This is a genomic window from Flagellimonas hadalis (genome assembly GCF_007785775.2).
GTDB classification, from domain to species: domain Bacteria; phylum Bacteroidota; class Bacteroidia; order Flavobacteriales; family Flavobacteriaceae; genus Flagellimonas; species Flagellimonas hadalis.
Genome location: NZ_VNIK02000005.1, coordinates 88,456 through 107,422, shown reverse-complemented (window position 1 = coordinate 107,422; position 18,967 = coordinate 88,456). Strand labels below are relative to the sequence as shown.

Below are 18,967 nucleotides of genomic sequence, written 5' to 3'. Positions count from 1 at the left end.
AGGTTTAAAAAAGTAGTGTTATGCCAAAGGTATCTGTCTTAAATTCCATTGAAAGAAAATCTATTCTTTTGTTAGGGGATTTTTTGATTATACTGACCTCACTTAACCTGCTGGTAAATCACGCAATAGACAAAGAATATATATCAATTGAACTCAAGACATTTGTCTTTGTTTTTGGTGTTTTTTCATATTTCTCATTATCCTATATCCTGGATTTTTACAACTTGGAAAAAATTGCAAGAAGAAGATATGTAGTATCCCAATCTGTGTACATATCATCACTATATGTTTTTTTAGTGTTCATATTCACTGTCTTTACATATGATGTGAGTTTTTGGAGAATTCCACTTCTTTCATTTTTATTGTTGACCCCAATTGAAATAGGTCTCTGGAGGCTTTTTTTCAGCAATGTTTTTAAGATCATACCCACTACCAAAAAGGTTTTATACATATACGATGGGAATGTAGAGGAGAACCTTAAAGAGCAAATAGCCTATATCAATGGGGATGGAACAAATACGTTCTATAAAGTCAAGCTCACATATGAAATTAACAATAAGGCCCCATTCCTTCAGAAGAAGAAGTTTTTGGAAGCCATTGAAAAAATTGACACTTGGATTTTGAACGTCAGAAATTATGATGATTTGACCAAGCCTTTGGAAGAATTGTTGTTAGATTCGATACTGAAGAAAAAAGAAGTGATTTCATATACGTCTTTTTACGAAAACACATATGAAGCAATGCCCATAAAATCACAACATCATAGTTTTTATGAATTATTGCAACTCAAAAACAAAAAGATCAGATATTTACAAGTGCTTTTCAGTTTTATTGTAAACTTCACACTTTCGTGCTCTGTTGGCATTGTTTTCTTTTTGGTTTGTCCTTTTGTGTGGTTTTTCAATCTCTTTTTTAATAAGGGGCCCCTGTTTTATACGCAAGAAAGAGTTGGCCAATACGGCAAGGAGTTCAAGATATACAAGTTCAGGTCCATGGTGATTGATGCAGAAAAAAGCGGAGCAAAAATGGCCACTAAGAATGACACAAGGATAACACCCTTTGGGAAAATACTACGAACGTTTAGAATAGATGAATTGCCACAAATCATATCAGTCATTCAAGGAAAAATGACATTTATCGGACCTAGACCTGAACGTAAGGTTTTTGTGGACCAACTCAATAAAATGCTGCCTTTTTACGGTATTAGGCACTTGTTTAAACCTGGGATAACAGGTTGGGCCCAAGTAAAGTACAAGTATGGGGAAGATTTGGAGGATTCCATAAGAAAGCTGGAATATGACTTATACTACATAAAAAACAAATCCATTACTCTGGACTTGCGCATTATATTTAAAACAATGACAACTGTTCTTTTCTCAAGAGGAATTTAATGAAAAAAACACTCATCACCGGAGCAGCAGGATTTTTGGGATCGCACCTTTGTGACCGCTTCATTGCCGAAGGCCACCACGTCATCGGGATGGACAACCTCATCACGGGCGACCTCAGGAACATAGAGCATTTGTTCCACATGGATCGGTTCGATTTCTACCACCACGACGTGTCCAAGTTCGTGCACGTGCCCGGAAAAATGGACTATATCCTCCACTTTGCCTCACCCGCAAGTCCCATCGATTATTTGAAGATTCCCATTGAAACCCTCAAGGTAGGTTCCTTGGGCACCCTGAACCTTTTGGGGTTGGCACGGGACCATAAGGCCCGTATCTTGGTGGCTTCCACTTCTGAGGTGTACGGTGATCCCTTGGTGCATCCCCAGAACGAGGACTATTATGGGAACGTGAGTCCGATCGGACCCAGGGGAGTGTATGATGAGGCCAAACGATTTATGGAATCCATCACCATGGCCTACCACAGGCACCATGGGCTGGACACCCGCATTGTCCGGATTTTCAACACCTACGGGTCCCGGATGCGGTTGAACGATGGTCGTGTGGTGCCCGCCTTCATGGGTCAGGCCTTGCGAGGCGAAGATCTGACGGTTTTTGGAGACGGCTCTCAAACCCGTTCCTTTACTTATATCGATGATCAGGTCGAGGGGATTTATCGCTTGTTGATGAGTGATTATGTGGAACCCATCAACATTGGCAACCCGGATGAGACCACTATTCTCGAATTTGCTGAGGAAATCATCAAGCTTACGGGAACGGACCAAAAAATAGTATTCAAACCCTTGCCCCAAGATGACCCCTTGCAACGACAGCCCGACATCACGCGGGCGAAGGAAATTTTGGGATGGGAACCCAAGGTGCATCGCTCCGAAGGACTTAAAAAAGTATATGATTACTTCAAATCCCTTCCACACGACCAACTGTGGGAAGCACACAGGGATTTTTTGCCCTAAAGGCAGCCCATCAGCTTTATGATTTATTAGTGCCAATTCGTGCAATTGGTGTCTGAAGCCTCAGCAAAGGATTTGATAGGGCTTAAAAAGTCACTTTACTCCCAAATTAAATTTGAATTGGGTTATTTTTGCCAAAACATCGATTCATGAACATTCTGGTCCTGGGATCTGGCGGAAGAGAACACGCCTTGGCCCTTAAAATCTCACAGAGTCCCAAAACAGCAAAACTTTTTGTAGCCCCTGGAAATGCGGGCACATCCGAAATCGCCACCAATGTTGAGGTGGGGGTGAACGATTTTCCGGCCATCAAACAAATAGTGCTGAAAGAAGCCATCGATTTGGTGGTAGTGGGACCAGAAGACCCATTGGTGAACGGTGTGCACGATTTTTTCCTGAATGATGTCGAACTAAAAAATATTCCTGTCATCGGACCACAGAAAGCAGCCGCAGCCTTGGAGGGCAGTAAGGAATTTGCCAAGGAGTTCATGATGCGACACCAGATTCCCACGGCTGCCTATGAAAGTTTTACCAGTGGATCTTTGGAGAAAGGATATGCCTTTTTGGAAACCTTAAATCCACCGTATGTTTTAAAAGCAGATGGATTGGCTGCGGGTAAGGGCGTGCTGATTCTTCAAGATTTGGACGAAGCAAAGACCGAATTGAAGTCGATGCTGTTGGATTCCAAATTCGGGTCCGCCAGTGCCACTGTGGTGATTGAGGAGTTCTTGGACGGTATCGAATTGAGCTGTTTTGTGTTGACGGACGGTTCCAACTATAAAATCTTGCCCACCGCGAAAGACTATAAACGCATTGGGGAAGGGGACACCGGACTCAACACGGGCGGAATGGGGGCCATTTCCCCGGTTCCTTTTGCCGATTCCGCTTTCATGGACACAGTGGAGGCCAGAATCGTAAAACCGACGGTAGAGGGCCTTAAAAAGGATGATTTGCCCTATGTCGGGTTTATCTTCATCGGTTTGATCAAGGTGGGCAACGAACCCAAAGTGATCGAATACAACGTACGGATGGGCGATCCTGAGACCGAAGTGGTGATTCCAAGGTTAAAGAGCGACTTGGTCGAGGTACTTTTGGCCATGGCCAATGGCTCGTTGGACCAGATAGACCTACAAATAGATGAAAGGGCCGCGACAACGGTAATGGCCGTTTCGGGCGGATATCCAGAAGCCTACGAAAAGGGAAAACAGATTACGGGAACTGAAAACGTGGAAGACTCCCTCGTTTTCCATGCGGGCACCAAGCTATCCGATGGAAAAGTGGTCACCAACGGAGGGCGCGTCATTGCGGTCACTTCCTTTGGAAAGGATTTTAAGGAGGCGTTGCAGAAATCCTATCAAAACATGGAAAAAATCCATTTTGATGGGATGTACTTCAGAAAAGACCTAGGGTTCGACCTATAGATAAGAGTGTGAGCTGATGCTCTTATCCTCCTCGTTGTTGTCGTTAAAAATCTTCAACTGTTTCATCCAATAGACCATGGCCACAAAGCCGATGATGAAAAAAATCCAGTTGATGGTGTTGGAGCCCCACCAACTATGCATGAAACGGAAGAAATCCAAAGGGGCAAAAAGGTAGTTTACAAATAAGTCCTCAATACCGTAAAAAAACTTGCTCATCTTGGCTATATTTACGCTACAAAAGTAGCAAAAGAAAGGATGATTTCAAGCTTTTTCGGAAAAACAAAGCCCATAAACTACATTGTCCTTGCCATCTTTTTGTTTCTTTTTTATTTCAGCAATGTTTTTCTGGGGCTGCGCGAGCAAAAGATCAACGATGTAATTCCCTTTGAGCTACTTACTTTCGTGGTGCTGCTTTTGGGCATTTTCATCATCAATCAGATGGTGAGGACCGAAAAGATCACGGATTTCAACTCCTACACCATCCTCTTTTTTGTACTCTTGGTGACCGCTTTTTCGGAGAACCTGCAGTTGAAAAATGCCATTTTCACCAATTTTTTCTTGCTGTTGGCCCTTTGGCGTCTGTTGTCCATCAAATCCATAAGGAATGTAAAGCACAAGATTTTTGATGCATCACTTTTGATAGCCGTGGCGAGCCTTTTTTACGATTGGGCCCTTGTTTTTTTGCTCTTGGTCTTTGTGGTCATCAATTTATATGACCGGAAAACGTTCAAGAATTGGCTAGTGCCCATGGTGGGGGTGGCCACCATCTTTATCCTGACTTTCACCATTTTGAAGGTGAACGGTTCCTTGGATTTTTTCCGGGAACACTATAAGTTTTCATTGGGGATTTTCAAAACGGATTCCTTTTCAGAGGTACTGAACGTCAAGGCCCTGATCTATATCCTTTTTGCTTTGGCGGTGGCTTTTGTGGTCTTCCTGAGGTTGCGGAACGTGGGAGGGGGCAAGCTGTTGCAACTGCGTGTCATTTTTTTGGCCTTTGTCTTGGGCGTGTTCATAACGCTGCTTACCCCAGCGGACGAATCGCCCGTGCTGATCACCTTTTTTCCCGCCTCCGTCTTTATGGCCAATTATTTTGAGGCAATCAAGAAGGCCAAACACCGAGAGGCCATACTCATCATCTGCACGGTTTTGTCACTCTTGCTTTTTGTGCTCCAGATGAATCATTAATCCATAAAGCAATATCTTTGCCCAAAATGATGCATCATGTTCAGTGATTTTGCCTTTGGGATCTTCCAGAAAAGTATTGACACCTACCACATCAAGGACGACGTGTACCAGGAATTCACGAACCCTTATCCAAAGGATAAGATAGAACACCTGCTGTACCGAAAAAACTGGATAGACACCGTACAGTGGCATTATGAGGACATCATCCGTGACCCGGAAATCGATCCTGTGGATGCATTGGACCTGAAACGCAAAATAGACGCCAGCAATCAGGACCGGACCGATCTTGTAGAATACATCGACAGCTACTTTTTGAACAAATACCAATCGGTACAACCCAAAGAAACAGCCACCATCAATACCGAAAGCCCCGCTTGGGCCATTGATAGGCTTTCCATTTTGGCCCTGAAGATCTATCACATGCAAGAAGAGGTGAACCGCACCGATGCCTCACCTGAACACATCCAAAAATGTGCGGATAAATTGGCCATACTGTTGGAACAGAAAAAGGACCTTTCAGCTGCCATTGACCAATTATTGGCCGATATCGAAACGGGAAACAAGTACATGAAGGTCTATAAACAGATGAAAATGTACAACGACGAAGAACTCAACCCAGTGCTCCGTGGACAAAAAGGGTAACATCACCCGGATTTTGTTGATTCGCTTGTCGGCCATGGGCGACGTGGCCATGACGGCCCCAATCATCAATGGTCTGACCCAAAAATACCCCCACCTCCACATCACCTTGCTCACCAAAAAACCCTTCATGCCCATTTTTGAGGGTTTGGAAAGGGTCAATGTGCTGGAGGCCGATGTAAAAAAACGCCATAAGGGGCTGATAGGACTCTGGCGGCTGCACCAAGAATTGAAACCGTTGCAGTTCGATGCCGTGGCCGACCTTCACAATGTGTTACGGAGCAGGATACTGAAAAAGTACTTCGCCTTGGAAGGGATCCCTTTTGTGCAGATCGACAAGGGCAGGAGGGAAAAAAAGGCCTTGACCCGAAACCGGAACAAGATTTTCCAACAACTAAAAACAACCCACGAACGCTATGCCAATGTTTTGGCCCAATTGGGTTTTCCCATCCACCTTTCCGAGATCAAACCCTTACCGCGATTGCCACTTTCAGAAAAAGTATTGGGGTTGGTCGCTCAGGACACCAAAAAATGGGTCGGCGTGGCACCCTTTGCGGCCCATGAGGGCAAAATGTACCCTTTGTCACTGATGGAAAAGGTCATCACGGAACTCAACAATACCAATAAGTATAAAATATTGCTTTTTGGAGGCGGCGTGAAAGAAGTAGAAATGCTGGAGCGTCTCTCCAAATCCTACCAAAATGCGCTCTGCATGGCAGGCAAACTGAATTTATCGGAGGAATTGGAATTGATATCCAATTTAGATGTTATGCTCTCCATGGACAGTGGCAATGCCCATTTGGCGGCCAATTATGGCATCCCTGTGGTCACGCTCTGGGGGGTCACACACCCTTTTGCAGGTTTCTATCCCTTTGCCCAACCCATGGAAAATGCATTGTTGGCCGACAGGGAGAAATATCCATTGATTCCCACCTCGGTATATGGGAACAAAATGCCCAAAGGCTACGAGTCGGTCATGGAAACTATTCCGCCACAACAAGTTGTGGACAAACTGTTGACGATTTTAGAGGCTTAGGCCGCAACGTGATGTGCGGCAATGGAGTTAAAGTATTGCTTCAACTGTTGGATGTACTGGTACCTCAACTGCTTGTTGGAACTGTCCATCAGCAGCGAACGCATGCCCAGATAGGAAGCGATGATATAAGTGGCGACCCCTTCACAGTCCACATGGCGGGCAATATGGCCGTCCAATTTCCCTTTTTTCAATAAAGAGACCAGATTGACCTCCCAAACATTGATGATTTCCTTAAGCTGACTGCTGATCTCTTCGTTCCGCTTGTTGAACTCGGTCAAAAAATCGTTCAGCATGAACCCATAGGCCATTTCGTTCTTCTTTCCAGGGTCGAGGGCGTTCTCCAAACTCTCGATGATGACCGGCAATGGGTTTTCGTTGGTGTTGAGGGGCTCTATCAGCAAGGCATATACCTTTTGCACGATGAGGTTCTGTACAATATTGATGAAATAGTCTTCCTTCGACTTGAAGTGATGGTAAAAAGCGCCCTTGGAGAGGGAGAGCTCGTTCAGAATATCGTCCAGACTGGTGTTGTAATAGCCTTTGGCGTGGAAGATTTCAAGGCCTTTTCCACAGAGGCGGTGCATGGTTTCTCTTCGTTTGAGGGTCATTTCCATAAGACTTGGGTTTGGACGGTTGGATCTGTAACAAAGATTCCAAGGAAAACGACCAACCCAAAGAATTAAGGACGTAGCGGCACGAAAAATCGGTAAAATGTTGGAAGATCGACCAATTACCACCCAACCCCAAAAACAAACCGACTTGTGGGTCGGTTCAAGGGATGTTTTCTTGGTCAAAAAGATGCGCAAAATGCATTTATACGAAAGAGAAATTATTTTCACAACCAACAATGGTAAGGTAATAGGCCAACAGGGGAGGGCATGATAAAATTCTAAACACTTTGCACATTGCGGGTTATGTCAAATATCTTAACTTCCCATATCCGTTTTGGATGATACAAACCCAGATCACATAAAAAACAAACTATGAAAAGAACAAGCTTGCTATTTTCCGTGTTGATGGGCATTTCCCTTTTTTCCTGTTCCGATGATCCATCAACCGAAAACCCAGGGACTGAAGTGCCAAGGTTGAACATCACGTTTATCATGGACGCCGATGCAGGGCGTCTGGACAATTTGGGCAATCCAGCCTCCGTTCCCGAAGGAAATGCTGCCCAAAGCCCCGATTTTAACGTTTTGGGATTGCACTTCATTGGCTTATATGCCGATCAATTTACACCTTATGATGAAGGCGTCACCATTGTTTCCACAGCAACAACGGGAAGCGGTGGAGCACTGGCGATTGATTTTGATAGCGAGGTGTTTTTCAACGAAGAGATCAATACCCTAAGCGTTCCTTTGAGCCATGTTACCGCAGGCACCTATGAATACTTTAGGGCTTCGGTTGGCTATCAGAAGTACAAGATTGTATATAATTTGGAAGGAGCGGAGACCGAGATTCCCGATTGGCCGGAAGGGGTGGACGATAATATTGATGTGGACGGTTTTGTGGCCTCCTTTTTGGGGTACAATACCTACATCGGCAGCTACGTTATCGAGGACCAGACCGTTTCGGTGAACGGGAACAAGGCCCAAGGGTATTTTGGATTGGAGACCAAAGGAAACATTCAAGGGTTTGCGTTTATCCAATTGACCCAAGGAAACGCCCCTCAAACCACAGTGCCCAACCCGATCAGCGACACCTCTCCGGTCCCTGAAGGTTCGTGCGTGGTCACGGGACAATTTCCATCGGCTTTGGTGATACCTGCCAATGCAACCGAGGACATCAATATTGAAGTGGTCATTTCCATCAACAACAGTTTTGAATGGGAAGATGGCAATGGCAACGGCAAATTTGAACCGTTATTGGGCGAAACTGTCGTGGACATGGGCACAAGAGGGGTCTTCCCTTCCGAGGTGGACTAAGTCACCGTTCCCTGGCAACTATTGTCCAATTCCAAAAACAAATCGATTTCTGGGTTGGTCAAATGAAAGGTAGGATTCGTTGAAGAATCGTTTTATTAGTTCGTTGTAAATCAATTAAATACTTATTTTCCTTTGATTTTTTTCAAAATAAATTTGCGAAACTGAATGGTTGCGCATAAATTAGCAACCGATTAGTTTCGTATTTAAAAGATTAGGATGAGGAGAGACATTTTTCAGGCTATTGCTGACCCCACAAGACGCTCCATAATTACGTTGATCGCGGTGCATGCCATGACGCCCAATGCCCTGGCGGAAAATTTCAATATCACTAGACAAGCAGTTTCCAAACACTTGCGCATCTTGTCCGAATGTGAACTGGTGAAGCAGGAACAGCAAGGCCGGGAAATTTATTACTCGCTTGAAATTGAAAAAATGAGGGAGGTGGATCTATGGCTGGAGCAGTTTAGAAAGATTTGGGAAACCAAGTTCAATCAGCTAGACCAAGTATTGTTAACCATGAAAAAAGATAAAAAATGAGCAATAAATTGAAATTTGATTTTACCGTGGACAAAGCAGCAAAAACGGTTTATATCACAAGGGAATTCGACGCAGGACTGGATTTGGTCTGGGATGCCTTTACCAAGGCCGAATTGTTGGACCAATGGGTGGCGCCGGCCCCGTTCAAGGCAAGGACCAAATACATGGATTTTGAAGTAGGCGGAAAAAGGTTTTATGCCATGGTAAGCCCAGAGGGGCATGAGGGTTGGATACTTCAAGAGTACAGGTCCATCACCCCAAAAACCAATTTCAAACTGTACAATGTCTTTGCGGACAAGGATGAAAATCCTGCTCCCACCGGCTCAGATTGGGATTATACCTTCAGTGAAGAAGAAGGGATCACCACGGTAAGCATCGCCATATATAATGAATCGCTGGAGCGAATGGAGAAAATGATCGAAATGGGCTTCATTGAAGGATATAAGGCTACCGTGAAGAATTTGGAACAGCTATTGAGCACAATGAAATAAACTAGGCCACCGTCCCCTGACAACTACTCCCTGCACCGGCCGTACAGCCATAGCAGTGTTGGGAAATCACAATGTTTCGGTCGTTGAGGACATCCTCATTGTAATCCTTGATGTGCTTCACCTTACTGGCGACCTTTAGGTCGAGCATCTGGTTGAAGTCGCAATCGTACAGCCAACCGTCCCAACTCACGGAAATGGTATTGGTGCACATCACTTTTTCCACCGCAGCGGGGTTATAGGCCTCCACCAGGGCATACATATAGTCCTCATAGTTGTCCGACGCGATGAGATAGTCCAAAAAGCGGGAAATGGGCAGGTTGGTGATGGCAAAAAGGTTGTGGAACTCGATGCCGAAATCGGCTTTCAACGCTTTTTTGAAATCACGTTCCATGGCCGACTGGTCCGAAGGCAAAAACGCCCCCGAAGGGTTGTAGACCAGATCCAGGCGCAGGTCGCTGTCCGGCATTCCATAGCCCACCTCGTTCAGCTTTTGCAATGCCTGAATGGACTTGTCAAAGACCCCATCGCCCCGTTGCTTGTCGGTCTTGCCCTTGGTGTAATGTGGCATGGAGGAAACCACGTGTACATTGTGTTTTTTGAAAAACTCGGGCAAATCGTGGTATTTTTTGTTCGCCAAGATGATGGTCAGGTTGGAACGGACGATGAAATCCTTGATCCCTGCTTTGGAAGCTTCTTCCACGAACCACCTGAAGTCGGGGTTCATTTCGGGTGCGCCACCGGTGAGGTCCAAGGTGTGTGCCCCTGTATTTCGGATGACCTCCAAACAGAGCTCCATGGTGTCCCGGGTCATGATCTCCTTCCGGTCTGGACCGGCATCCACATGGCAGTGCTCACAGACCTGGTTGCACATATACCCGACATTGATCTGCAGGACCTCCAATTTCTTTGGCTTTAACGGAAACTGGCCTGTTTGGGCAATTTTATCCTTGAAATAGGGGAGTTCCCCATCGGCAAAGAGCCCCCCGTTCAGGATATCCATTTGCCTTTGGGTGTCCGCCAATTCATTATGGCGTGCCTTCAAGGATTTTTTTGCAGCGTTCTTTATGTCGGTCAATATGCTTTGTCCCATTCCTTAATCTCTATAATCGCAGTGAAAGCTTTGATTTTTCACCTAACGTATGGTTTTATATATCTACTGTCCAATATCTAATAGCGCAGCGGTCTAGTATCTAACAGCAAAGTGGTCTAAAGTTACATGGAAAGCTTATTGTACTTGTTCATCATCATCACCCCATGTACCAAAGTGGCCCCACTTTCTATGGCAGCCCCGGCATGCACGGCCTCCATCATTTCTTCCTTGGTGATGCCCCGTTGCAATCCGTCCTTGGTATAGGCATCAATGCAATACGGACATTTCACCACGTGGGCCACAGCCAGGGCGATCAAGGATTTTTCACGGGCACTCAAGGCCCCTTCCTCAAACACCTTTCCGTAGTAGTCAAAGAATTTTGTTCCGAGCTCTTCGCTCCATTCCGTAATGTTCCCAAATTTTCGCAGATCGGCGGGGTCGTAATAAGAATCGGCCATGATTTTTCTATTTAAACGGTTATATTTTATTGATGAACCTAAACATACAACAATTATCACTATCGATTTTGGTCGAAATGGGACAAGCCAGATTACAGTTTTGGGCACCGAAACCAAGATTTAACATTCAGACCACCGAGTCGGTTTTGAAAATGAGAAGGTTAGAAAAAGGCAGATGAGATGAAGAAATTTTCGGCAACAGGCCCAAAAAATAATCGGAACCCCAAAAAGCAGACCCGAGGGTCGGTAAATGGTTTCCCAGAAAAAGGAAAGGGCAGCAGTTGCCACCCTTTCCGTTCTAACCAAAAACCAAAAAAACTACTTTGCAGAAGGTAGCACAACGGTATCGATCACATGGATGACCCCATTGGATTGGTTCACATCGGCAATGGTCACCGATGCAACATTTCCGGCACCATCTTTTATTTTAATGGAGTTGCCATCCATCATAGCAGTAAGGGTGTCCCCGTTTACGGTGGTAAGTTTGGTCATTCCCTTTCCTTTTTTGATCCAACGTTTCAAATCTTTGGAGCCGTATTTCCCGGCCACTACGTGATAGGTGAGCACACCTTGCAACATTGCTTTGTTCTCTGGCTTCAACAGCGTTTCCACTGTTCCTTCGGGCAGTTTGGCAAAAGCATCGTTGGTGGGGGCGAACACGGTAAAAGGCCCCTCGCCCTGTAGGGTTTCCACCAAATCAGCAGCTTTTACAGCTGCGACCAAAGTGGTGTGGTCCTTGGAGTTCACGGCATTGGAAACAATGTCCTTATTGGGGTACATTGCGGCTCCCCCGACCATTTTGGTCTGTGAGATTCCCGTTGCGGAAACCATAAAGGCCATCAATGAAGATACAAGTGTCAAAGTTTTTAAAGATTTCATGTGATTCTATTTTTAGTTTATACCAACACTTACGGAGTTTTTGCGGGAGGGGTTTGGTAATTGGGAAAGATTGATGATTATTTAATCGAAATACCTTTGAGGGACAACCTCGGCAAGGGCGCAATGACTTAACTTTGATGATTAATTTTGAAAACCTAAAATGCTTCAAGGCAAAACCATAGGGTTGGTCCTGTCCGGGGGAGGTATCCGGGGCATGGCACACATTGGGCTCATCAAGGCCATGCGGGAGCATGGCATAGAGGCCGGAATGGTTGCGGGCACAAGTATCGGGGCCCTTGTGGGGGCGCTCTACGCCAACGGCAACTCTGCGGAGAGCATGCTCAATTTTTTTCGGGAGACCCCATTGTTCCAGTACAGTTTTTTTGCCATCAACAAACCGGGTTTTATCGACACGGAGCGCTATATCAACATTTTCAAGGTGTTCTTTCCACAGGATGCCTTTGAGGGATTGAAAAAACCCTTGTTTGTAGTGGCCACAGATCTGTTGAGCGGATATGAGAAGGTCTTTCACGAAGGGGAGTTGATCAGACCCCTATTGGCCTCTGCAGCATTGCCACCTGTTTTTAGCCCAGTGGACATTGGGGGCATCCTTTATGCCGATGGAGGCATCATGAACAATTTTCCAAAGGAATATCTGGAGGACCGCATGGAGTTCATCATTGGGAGCAATGTGTCTATCACCGTGCCCTTGCAGAAGAAGGACCTGAAGAACTCCTTACAATTGGCGAGCAGGGTCACCAGTTTGATGATCCATGCATCGAACAAGGAAAAACTGCACGAGTGCAATCTCTTCATTGAGCCAGCGGAACTGGAAAAAATCGGTGTATTGGACAAAAAAGGAATCGAGAATGCCTACCGCATCGGGTATGAGCACGGTAGTAGGGCCATTGAAAAAATGCTCAAAAGTCAGACATCGTCATAATCCACCTTTAAGGTGGGGGTCAGGGGATGCGCCTGGCAGGTCAAAATAAGCCCTTCCGCTATTTCACTATCGGTCAAGATCTGGTTTTTGGCCATTTCGGCCTTGCCTTCCTTGATCCTGGCGATGCAACTGCTACAGACCCCGCCCTGACAAGAGTAGGGGGCATCTATATCTTCCTTGAGCACAACGTCCAATACCCGGTGTTTCCTATCCATGATAAAGGAGAAGGTCTCATCGTCCAATACCACTTCCACCTTGGTCATGCCCTCGAGGACTTCGGCAAGGGTATCTTCGCTGTCGTCGCTGGTGAAGAGTTCAAAATGGATCTTGTCCTCAGCAATGCCATTGCCTTTTAGGGTATCGGAGACCAAATGGATCATATCCTCCGGTCCGCAAAGGTAAAAGCCATCAAATGAGGTTTCCTTGAACTTATTTTTCAGCACAAAATTGACCGTGGACTTTTCTATCCGACCAAAAAGGGCGTCGTCTTCATGGGATCTACTGTAGACATACTGCACAAAAAATCGATTGGTATATTTGTTTTTAAGTTCCTGTATTTCTTTGAAATACATGGTCTCTTCTGGCGACTGGTTGCCAAAGACGAGCACAAAGAGGCTTGCCGGATCGCTGCCCAACAAGGTCTGGGCGATGCTCATGATGGGGGTTATGCCACTTCCGGCAGCAAAGGCCGCAATGTTTTTGGGGCCGTTCGGTTCAAAAAGGAACCTTCCATCTGGCAGCATGACTTCCAAGGTGTCACCGGCCTTCAATTTTTCATTGGCGAACACAGAAAATGTACCGCCCGGCATTTTTTTGATACCCACGGTCATTTTTCCCGAAGAAGGCGAGGACGAAATGGAATAGGCCCTGCGCAGTTCCTGCCCGCCCACCGTATGTTTGATGGTGATGTATTGCCCTGCTTTGAAGGCATAGGCACTTTTCAGTTGTTCTGGAATTTCGAAAGTAAGGGCCACGGCATTTGGGGTCAACTTATCCACCGAGGCCAATTTTAAAGCATGAAAATCGCTCATCTACACAAAATTTGGTGCAAAATTAAGCATTCAACCTCTTTTTGACCTTAAATTTTAGAAAAAGGATGGGTTTTGTAACAAATCCAATAATTTAGATACTTACTAAAAAAATGACTGACCATGTTCAAACACTTTATGGGTCTCCAATGGAAATCCTTTTACCGCTCGGCAAGTTTTAAGACCGAGATCTGGTTCAAGATTTTGATGGCCCTCGGAGCCCTTTATTTTATCGTTGTCTTTTTGGGACTGGGTTTTGGTGCCTATTTTATGATCGAAGAGGCCGGCTGGGGCGATCCGCTTCGGGTGGTGAACCGTTTTATGGTGTATTACCTCACCTTTGACCTCGTCTTTAGGTATATGCTCCAAAAAATGCCGGTCACCAACATCAAGCCCTTGCTTTATCTGCCCTTCAAGAAAAGCCAGGTGGTGAACTTTTCATTGGGAAAAACAGTGGTATCGTTCTTCAACTGGTCCCATGCGTTCTTTTTTATCCCGTTCAGCGTGGTGCTGCTCACCAAGGACTATCCATTTGCCCAGGTCGTGGGGTGGCATTTGGCAATGATGGCAATCATCTACTGCAACAATTTCATCAATGTGATGGTGAACAACAAGGATACGGTATTCTACATCTTTGCCGGAGTGATCATATTGGCAGGGGTTTCCCAATATTACGAATGGTTCGACATTACGCTGTATGCCCAGCCCATTTTTGATTATTTCTACGATATGCCGTGGACGGCGATCGTTCCTTGGGTCTTGTTGTTGGGCCTCTATTTTTTGGCCTTTGGCTATTTCAAAAAACACATGTATTTGGATGGGGGCCTTGCCAAAAAACATACAGAGGTCCGTACCGAAAACCTGGATTGGCTGAACCGATTCGGCAATCTGGGCACTTTTTTGAAGAACGACATCAAGCTCATCAAAAGGAACAAGCGGTCCAGGACGGCCGTACTTACCGGCTTCTTCTTTATTTTTTACGGACTGCTCTTTTTCACCGGGGCCATTGAGGCCTATGACGGTCCTTTCTGGAAGATCTTCGCCGGCATTTTTGTCACGGGCGGGTTTCTGTTCAGCTTTGGCCAATATGTGCCCAGTTGGGACAGCAGCTACTACCCTTTGATGATGAGCCAGAACATCAAGTACAGGGAATATCTTTCTTCCAAATGGTACCTGATCATCATAGCCACGGTCATTTCCACCATTTTGGCCACATTTTATGTGTATTTTGGATGGGAGGCCTATGCGGCGGTTCTGGTAGGAGCCATTTATAATATCGGGATCAACAGCTATTTGGTGCTTTGGGGCGGGGCCTATGTGAAGACACCCATCGAGCTCACCTCCAATAAAAAGGCATTCGGGGACAAACAGGCCTTCAATGCCAAGACCCTTTTGCTGACCTTGCCCAAACTCTTGCTGCCCATGGTGATCTACGCCATCGGCCATTTCTTGATCAGCCCCTTGGCAGGCTATCTCTTTGTGGCCGCTTTTGGACTGATGGGATTTGTGTTCAAGGAACGGGCGTTCAAAATGATAGAGGGCATCTATAAAAAGGAGAAATACAAGACATTGTTGGCATACAAACAGAAATAACCAATCACTATAAAGAAATCTCATGATCACAGTACATAATTTGACAAAGGCATACAACTCGAACACCGTTTTGAACATCGGTCATTTGGAAATCCCAAAAGGACAAAGTTTTGGTCTGGTAGGGAACAACGGGGCAGGGAAGACCACACTGTTCAGCCTGTTGTTGGATTTGATCCAGCCCAGTTCGGGACATATCATCAACAATGAAGTGCAGGTGGACCAGAGCGAGGAATGGAAACCGTTCACTTCCGCTTTTATCGACGAATCCTTTTTAATCGGTTACCTAACTCCGGAGGAATATTTTTACTTTATCGGGGAACTCCGCGGACGGAACAAGGCCGATGTGGATGCCCTCCTGGCCAATTATGCGGATTTTTTCCACGGCGAGATCTTGGGGCAAAAGAAATATTTGCGGGACCTTTCCAAAGGAAACCAGAAAAAAGTGGGCATTGTGGCCAGCTTTATCGGCAACCCAGAGGTGGTGATCTTGGACGAGCCCTTTGCCAACTTGGACCCCACTACACAGATTCGATTGAAAGGGATCATCAAGGATCTTGCGGCCAAGGAAGGGGTAACGGTGCTGGTGTCCAGTCATGATCTGATCCATGTTACCGAAGTGTGCGAGCGCATTGTGGTGCTCAACAAGGGTGAGGTGGTGAAGGACATCCACACCTCCGCCGAGACCTTGAAGGAACTGGAAGCCTTCTTTGCGGGGTCATCGTACCAACCGCAATAAGCCGCTAAAAGACCCGTAGAAGAATTCCGGCATTTTATCGATGAGCCTTATAATAATCCACGCTTTTTTGAGTTAAGGTTATCACAAGACCAGCGATAATTTTGAATCTTCGTCACACACTTATCATTGCCACAATTGCGGGGGGACTCACTTTTAGTGCCTGTTCCACCCAAAAGGACAAGTTTGTCAACCGAAATTGGCATGCGCTGAACACCAAGTACAACACCTTGTACAATGGCAATATCGCCTTTGAAAAAGGGCGGGAGGAACTCAATGCCAGTTACCGGGACGATTATTGGGAGATCCTTCCCGTGGAACGCCTGCAAGTGACCGAGGAGATCAAGCTGGATTCCGAGGACAACAATCCCAACTTCATCATTGCGGAGGAAAAGGCCACCAAGGCCATCCAAAAGCATAGCATGGACATCAAGGATGAGGAGCGGAACCCTCAAACCGACGAGGCTTTCCTTCTTTTGGGCAAATCCCGCTACTTTGACCAGCGGTACATCCCGGCCTTGGAAGCGTTCAACTATATTTTGAGAAAATACACGGAGAGTGACAAGCTCAACGAGGCCACCATTTGGCGCGAAAAGACCAACATGCGTCTGGACAATCCCGAAGTGGCCATCAAGAATTTGAAGCGGTTGTTCAAGTACGAGGAACTGAAAGATCAGGAATATGCCGATGCCAATGCCGTGCTGGCCCAATGCTACATCAACCTGAATGCTCCGGACACGGCCATCCAAAAATTGAAAATATCACAGGCCTATACCAAAAAGAACCCAGAAAAAGGGAGGTACCTCTTCATCATTGGACAACTTTACGACCAATTGGGATATCGGGACAGTGCCAACTACGCCTATGACAAGGTCATTGCCCTGAACAGGAAATCGCCAAGGGTCTATATGATCAATGCCCACCTCAAAAAAATACAGAACACGGAGCTTACCGATACCAATAGCGAAGCACTGCTGGAATACCTGACCGATTTGGAAGAAAACCGGGAAAACCGACCATTTTTGGACAAGATCTACCGGGAAGTGGCCCAATATCACTTGGCGAACGGCTCCGACAGCTTGGCCTTGGCCTATTACAACAAATCGTTGCGGGCCACACAGGGCGAGCGCAAACTGAATGCCATGAACTATCAAAGTTTGGCGGACTATTATTTTGACCAAGATGAGTACAAGGTTTCCGGAGCATACTATGACAGTACCTTGACCAACCTGGCCGAAAACACCAGACAGCACCGTAATATCAAAAAGAAATTGGACAACCTCGAGGATGTGATCAAGTACGAGGACATCGTTCAGCATGCCGACAGTGTCATAACCCTCTATCAAATGCCCGAGGCCAAGCGCAAGACCTATTTTGAGGAACATATTGCCGAGCTCAAACGAAAAGAAGAAGAAGCTGCCGAGAAAGAATTGAAGCGTACCGAGGCCGGCTTTGCCACGTTTGCGAAGAGCAAGGGAGGAAGGGAGAACCAAGGCAAGTTCTATTTCTACAACATCACCAGTTTGGGGTATGGCAAAAACGACTTCAAGACCCGTTGGGGCGAACGTACCTTGGAAGACGACTGGCGATGGAGCAACAAATCCAGGACCTTGGTTTCCGAGGCCACTGGGGAAGAGATTGTTCAGAACGGTGCGGCCAATACTATGGATGGGGACCAAAAGTTTTCTGTGGAGTACTACCTGTCCCAAATCCCGACCGACATCACCGTGATCGACAGCCTGAAGACCGAGCGCAACTTCGCCAACTATCAACTGGGGCTGATCTACAAGGAAAAGTTCAGGGACAATCTGCTCGCAGCGGCCAAGCTGGAGCGTGTGCTGGCCTCAAATCCCGAAGAGCGGTTGATTTTACCATCAAAATACAACCTCTACAAGATCTATGAGGAATCAGGGAGCCCGTTGGCCCAGAACATGAAGCAGGACATCATCACGAACCATCCTGACACCCGTTATGCCGAGATTCTTTTGAACCCACAAGCCGTTCTTGAAGGTAATACCGACAGCCCAGATGCCCGCTATGCCGCTTTGTACAAACTGTATGAGGACCAAGAGTTTCTTCAAGTGATTACCCAGTCTGAGGGCTATATTGGCCAATTCACGGGAGACCCCATCGTGCCCAAGTTCGAAATGTTGAAGGCCAACGCCATTGGACGTCTCCAAGGTTTTGAACCCTTCAAGGAAGCATTGAACTATGTCGCACTCACCTATCCCAACAATCCCGAAGGGAAAAAGGCGGAACAAATGGTGGAAGAGCAGTTGCCCAAGCTGGAGACCAAGGAGTTTTCGCCCGAAACCGGGTCAACGGGAACAGGAAACTGGAAAGTGGTGTTCCCTTTCAAGATCAGGGACAACGAAAAGGCACTGGCCCTAAAAAACCGTTTGGAGGAAGCTATCAAGGAACTCAACTACAAGAACGTGGTTTCCAAGGACATCTATAATCTGGAAGGTGAGTTTGTGGTGGTGCATGGTTTTAGGTCGAAGGACTTTGCCCTGGGCTTTGCGGAACTCATAAAAAACAATAAGGACTACCGCATTAAAGATGAGAATTTCGTAGTTTTATCGGACAACTATAAAATTATACAGGTCCATAAGAACTTAGAATCATACAAAGCACAATTTTAAACCCCAAA

The 18,967-nt window shown here is 46.1% G+C and carries 19 protein-coding genes; 13 read left to right on the top strand and 6 right to left on the bottom strand.

Translation table 11 applies throughout. The features are described from left to right. Positions 1-20: 20 nt before the first annotated feature. The 3 genes from FOT42_RS09460 (at position 21) to purD (ending at position 3,780) form a co-directional block, all read left to right on the top strand. On the top strand, positions 21-1,391 hold the full coding sequence (locus FOT42_RS09460) for a sugar transferase (RefSeq protein ID WP_151890326.1): 1,371 nt from the start codon (positions 21-23) through the stop codon (positions 1,389-1,391). Beyond that, positions 1,391-2,362 carry a UDP-glucuronic acid decarboxylase family protein gene (locus FOT42_RS09455; RefSeq protein WP_151890325.1) on the top strand — a complete coding sequence of 324 codons (972 nt, stop codon included), beginning with the start codon at positions 1,391-1,393 and terminating at the stop codon, positions 2,360-2,362. The genes FOT42_RS09460 and FOT42_RS09455 overlap by 1 nt, the downstream gene beginning before the upstream one ends. Positions 2,363-2,508: 146 nt before the next feature. After that, positions 2,509-3,780, top strand: a complete 1,272-nt coding sequence (gene purD / locus FOT42_RS09450) for a phosphoribosylamine--glycine ligase (RefSeq protein ID WP_151890324.1) — start codon at positions 2,509-2,511, stop codon at positions 3,778-3,780. On the opposite strand, the gene FOT42_RS09445 is transcribed toward purD, so the two are convergent. Next, a complete protein-coding gene (locus tag FOT42_RS09445; protein WP_151890323.1) occupies positions 3,775-3,996 on the bottom strand; it encodes a DUF6341 family protein in 222 nt (73 codons plus the stop codon). The genes purD and FOT42_RS09445 overlap by 6 nt on opposite strands. A 39-nt stretch (positions 3,997-4,035) precedes the next feature. On the opposite strand from FOT42_RS09445, the gene FOT42_RS09440 reads away from it, so the two are divergent. From FOT42_RS09440 to FOT42_RS09430, 3 genes are read left to right on the top strand one after another with little or no spacing between them, the layout of a single operon-like run. Beyond that, the gene (locus FOT42_RS09440) at positions 4,036-4,968 is read left to right on the top strand and encodes a DUF6427 family protein (protein ID WP_151890322.1); all 933 of its coding nucleotides are present in this window, start codon (positions 4,036-4,038) and stop codon (positions 4,966-4,968) included. 36 nt (positions 4,969-5,004) lie between these two features. Next, entirely contained in the window at positions 5,005-5,610 is a 606-nt protein-coding gene (locus tag FOT42_RS09435) for a DUF4254 domain-containing protein (protein ID WP_151890321.1), read from the top strand. Next, positions 5,594-6,643, top strand: a complete 1,050-nt coding sequence (locus FOT42_RS09430; RefSeq protein WP_226789843.1) for a glycosyltransferase family 9 protein — start codon at positions 5,594-5,596, stop codon at positions 6,641-6,643. Before FOT42_RS09435 ends, FOT42_RS09430 begins: the two co-directional genes overlap by 17 nt. Here FOT42_RS09430 and FOT42_RS09425 read toward each other — a convergent pair. Further along, positions 6,640-7,257: a TetR/AcrR family transcriptional regulator gene (locus FOT42_RS09425; protein WP_151890320.1), complete on the bottom strand. Its 618-nt coding sequence runs from the start codon at positions 7,255-7,257 to the stop codon at positions 6,640-6,642. The genes FOT42_RS09430 and FOT42_RS09425 overlap by 4 nt on opposite strands. Before the next feature lie 369 nt (positions 7,258-7,626). Here FOT42_RS09425 and FOT42_RS09420 point away from each other — a divergent pair, with 369 nt between their 5' ends. The 3 genes from FOT42_RS09420 to FOT42_RS09410 all read left to right on the top strand — a co-directional run bounded on the left by FOT42_RS09420 (position 7,627) and on the right by FOT42_RS09410 (position 9,593). Then, positions 7,627-8,565 (top strand): hypothetical protein, encoded by a 939-nt coding sequence (locus FOT42_RS09420; protein WP_151890319.1) that lies wholly within the window; start codon positions 7,627-7,629, stop codon positions 8,563-8,565. Positions 8,566-8,781: 216 nt separating this feature from the next. After that, a complete protein-coding gene (locus FOT42_RS09415) occupies positions 8,782-9,102 on the top strand; it encodes an ArsR/SmtB family transcription factor (RefSeq protein ID WP_151890318.1) in 321 nt (106 codons plus the stop codon). After that, the gene (locus tag FOT42_RS09410) at positions 9,099-9,593 is read left to right on the top strand and encodes an SRPBCC family protein (protein ID WP_151890317.1); all 495 of its coding nucleotides are present in this window, start codon (positions 9,099-9,101) and stop codon (positions 9,591-9,593) included. The genes FOT42_RS09415 and FOT42_RS09410 overlap by 4 nt, the downstream gene beginning before the upstream one ends. 1 nt (position 9,594) lies before the next feature. On the opposite strand, the gene arsS is transcribed toward FOT42_RS09410, so the two are convergent. From arsS to FOT42_RS09395, 3 genes are all read right to left on the bottom strand, one after another. Further along, positions 9,595-10,683 carry an arsenosugar biosynthesis radical SAM (seleno)protein ArsS gene (arsS, locus tag FOT42_RS09405; RefSeq protein ID WP_151890316.1) on the bottom strand — a complete coding sequence of 363 codons (1,089 nt, stop codon included), beginning with the start codon at positions 10,681-10,683 and terminating at the stop codon, positions 9,595-9,597. A gap of 122 nt (positions 10,684-10,805) precedes the next feature. Beyond that, positions 10,806-11,141, bottom strand: a complete 336-nt coding sequence (locus tag FOT42_RS09400; RefSeq protein ID WP_151890315.1) for an arsenosugar biosynthesis-associated peroxidase-like protein — start codon at positions 11,139-11,141, stop codon at positions 10,806-10,808. Between the two features lie 318 nt (positions 11,142-11,459). After that, positions 11,460-12,020 carry a fasciclin domain-containing protein gene (locus FOT42_RS09395; protein WP_151890314.1) on the bottom strand — a complete coding sequence of 187 codons (561 nt, stop codon included), beginning with the start codon at positions 12,018-12,020 and terminating at the stop codon, positions 11,460-11,462. A gap of 160 nt (positions 12,021-12,180) precedes the next feature. On the opposite strand from FOT42_RS09395, the gene FOT42_RS09390 reads away from it, so the two are divergent. After that, the gene (locus FOT42_RS09390; protein ID WP_151890313.1) at positions 12,181-12,963 is read left to right on the top strand and encodes a patatin-like phospholipase family protein; all 783 of its coding nucleotides are present in this window, start codon (positions 12,181-12,183) and stop codon (positions 12,961-12,963) included. On the opposite strand, the gene FOT42_RS09385 is transcribed toward FOT42_RS09390, so the two are convergent. Then, positions 12,948-13,994 (bottom strand): ferredoxin--NADP reductase, encoded by a 1,047-nt coding sequence (locus tag FOT42_RS09385; RefSeq protein ID WP_151890312.1) that lies wholly within the window; start codon positions 13,992-13,994, stop codon positions 12,948-12,950. The genes FOT42_RS09390 and FOT42_RS09385 overlap by 16 nt on opposite strands. A gap of 120 nt (positions 13,995-14,114) precedes the next feature. Between FOT42_RS09385 and FOT42_RS09380 the strand changes: the two genes are divergently transcribed. From FOT42_RS09380 to porW, 3 genes are all read left to right on the top strand, one after another. Next, on the top strand, positions 14,115-15,584 hold the full coding sequence (locus tag FOT42_RS09380; protein ID WP_151890311.1) for a DUF5687 family protein: 1,470 nt from the start codon (positions 14,115-14,117) through the stop codon (positions 15,582-15,584). Between the two features lie 22 nt (positions 15,585-15,606). After that, complete coding sequence (locus FOT42_RS09375; protein WP_151890310.1) at positions 15,607-16,320, top strand: ABC transporter ATP-binding protein; 714 nt, start codon at positions 15,607-15,609, stop codon at positions 16,318-16,320. A 101-nt stretch (positions 16,321-16,421) separates the two neighbouring features. Then, positions 16,422-18,959, top strand: coding sequence for a type IX secretion system periplasmic lipoprotein PorW/SprE (porW, locus tag FOT42_RS09370; RefSeq protein ID WP_151890309.1), 2,538 nt, complete (start codon positions 16,422-16,424; stop codon positions 18,957-18,959). Positions 18,960-18,967: the final 8 nt, after the last annotated feature.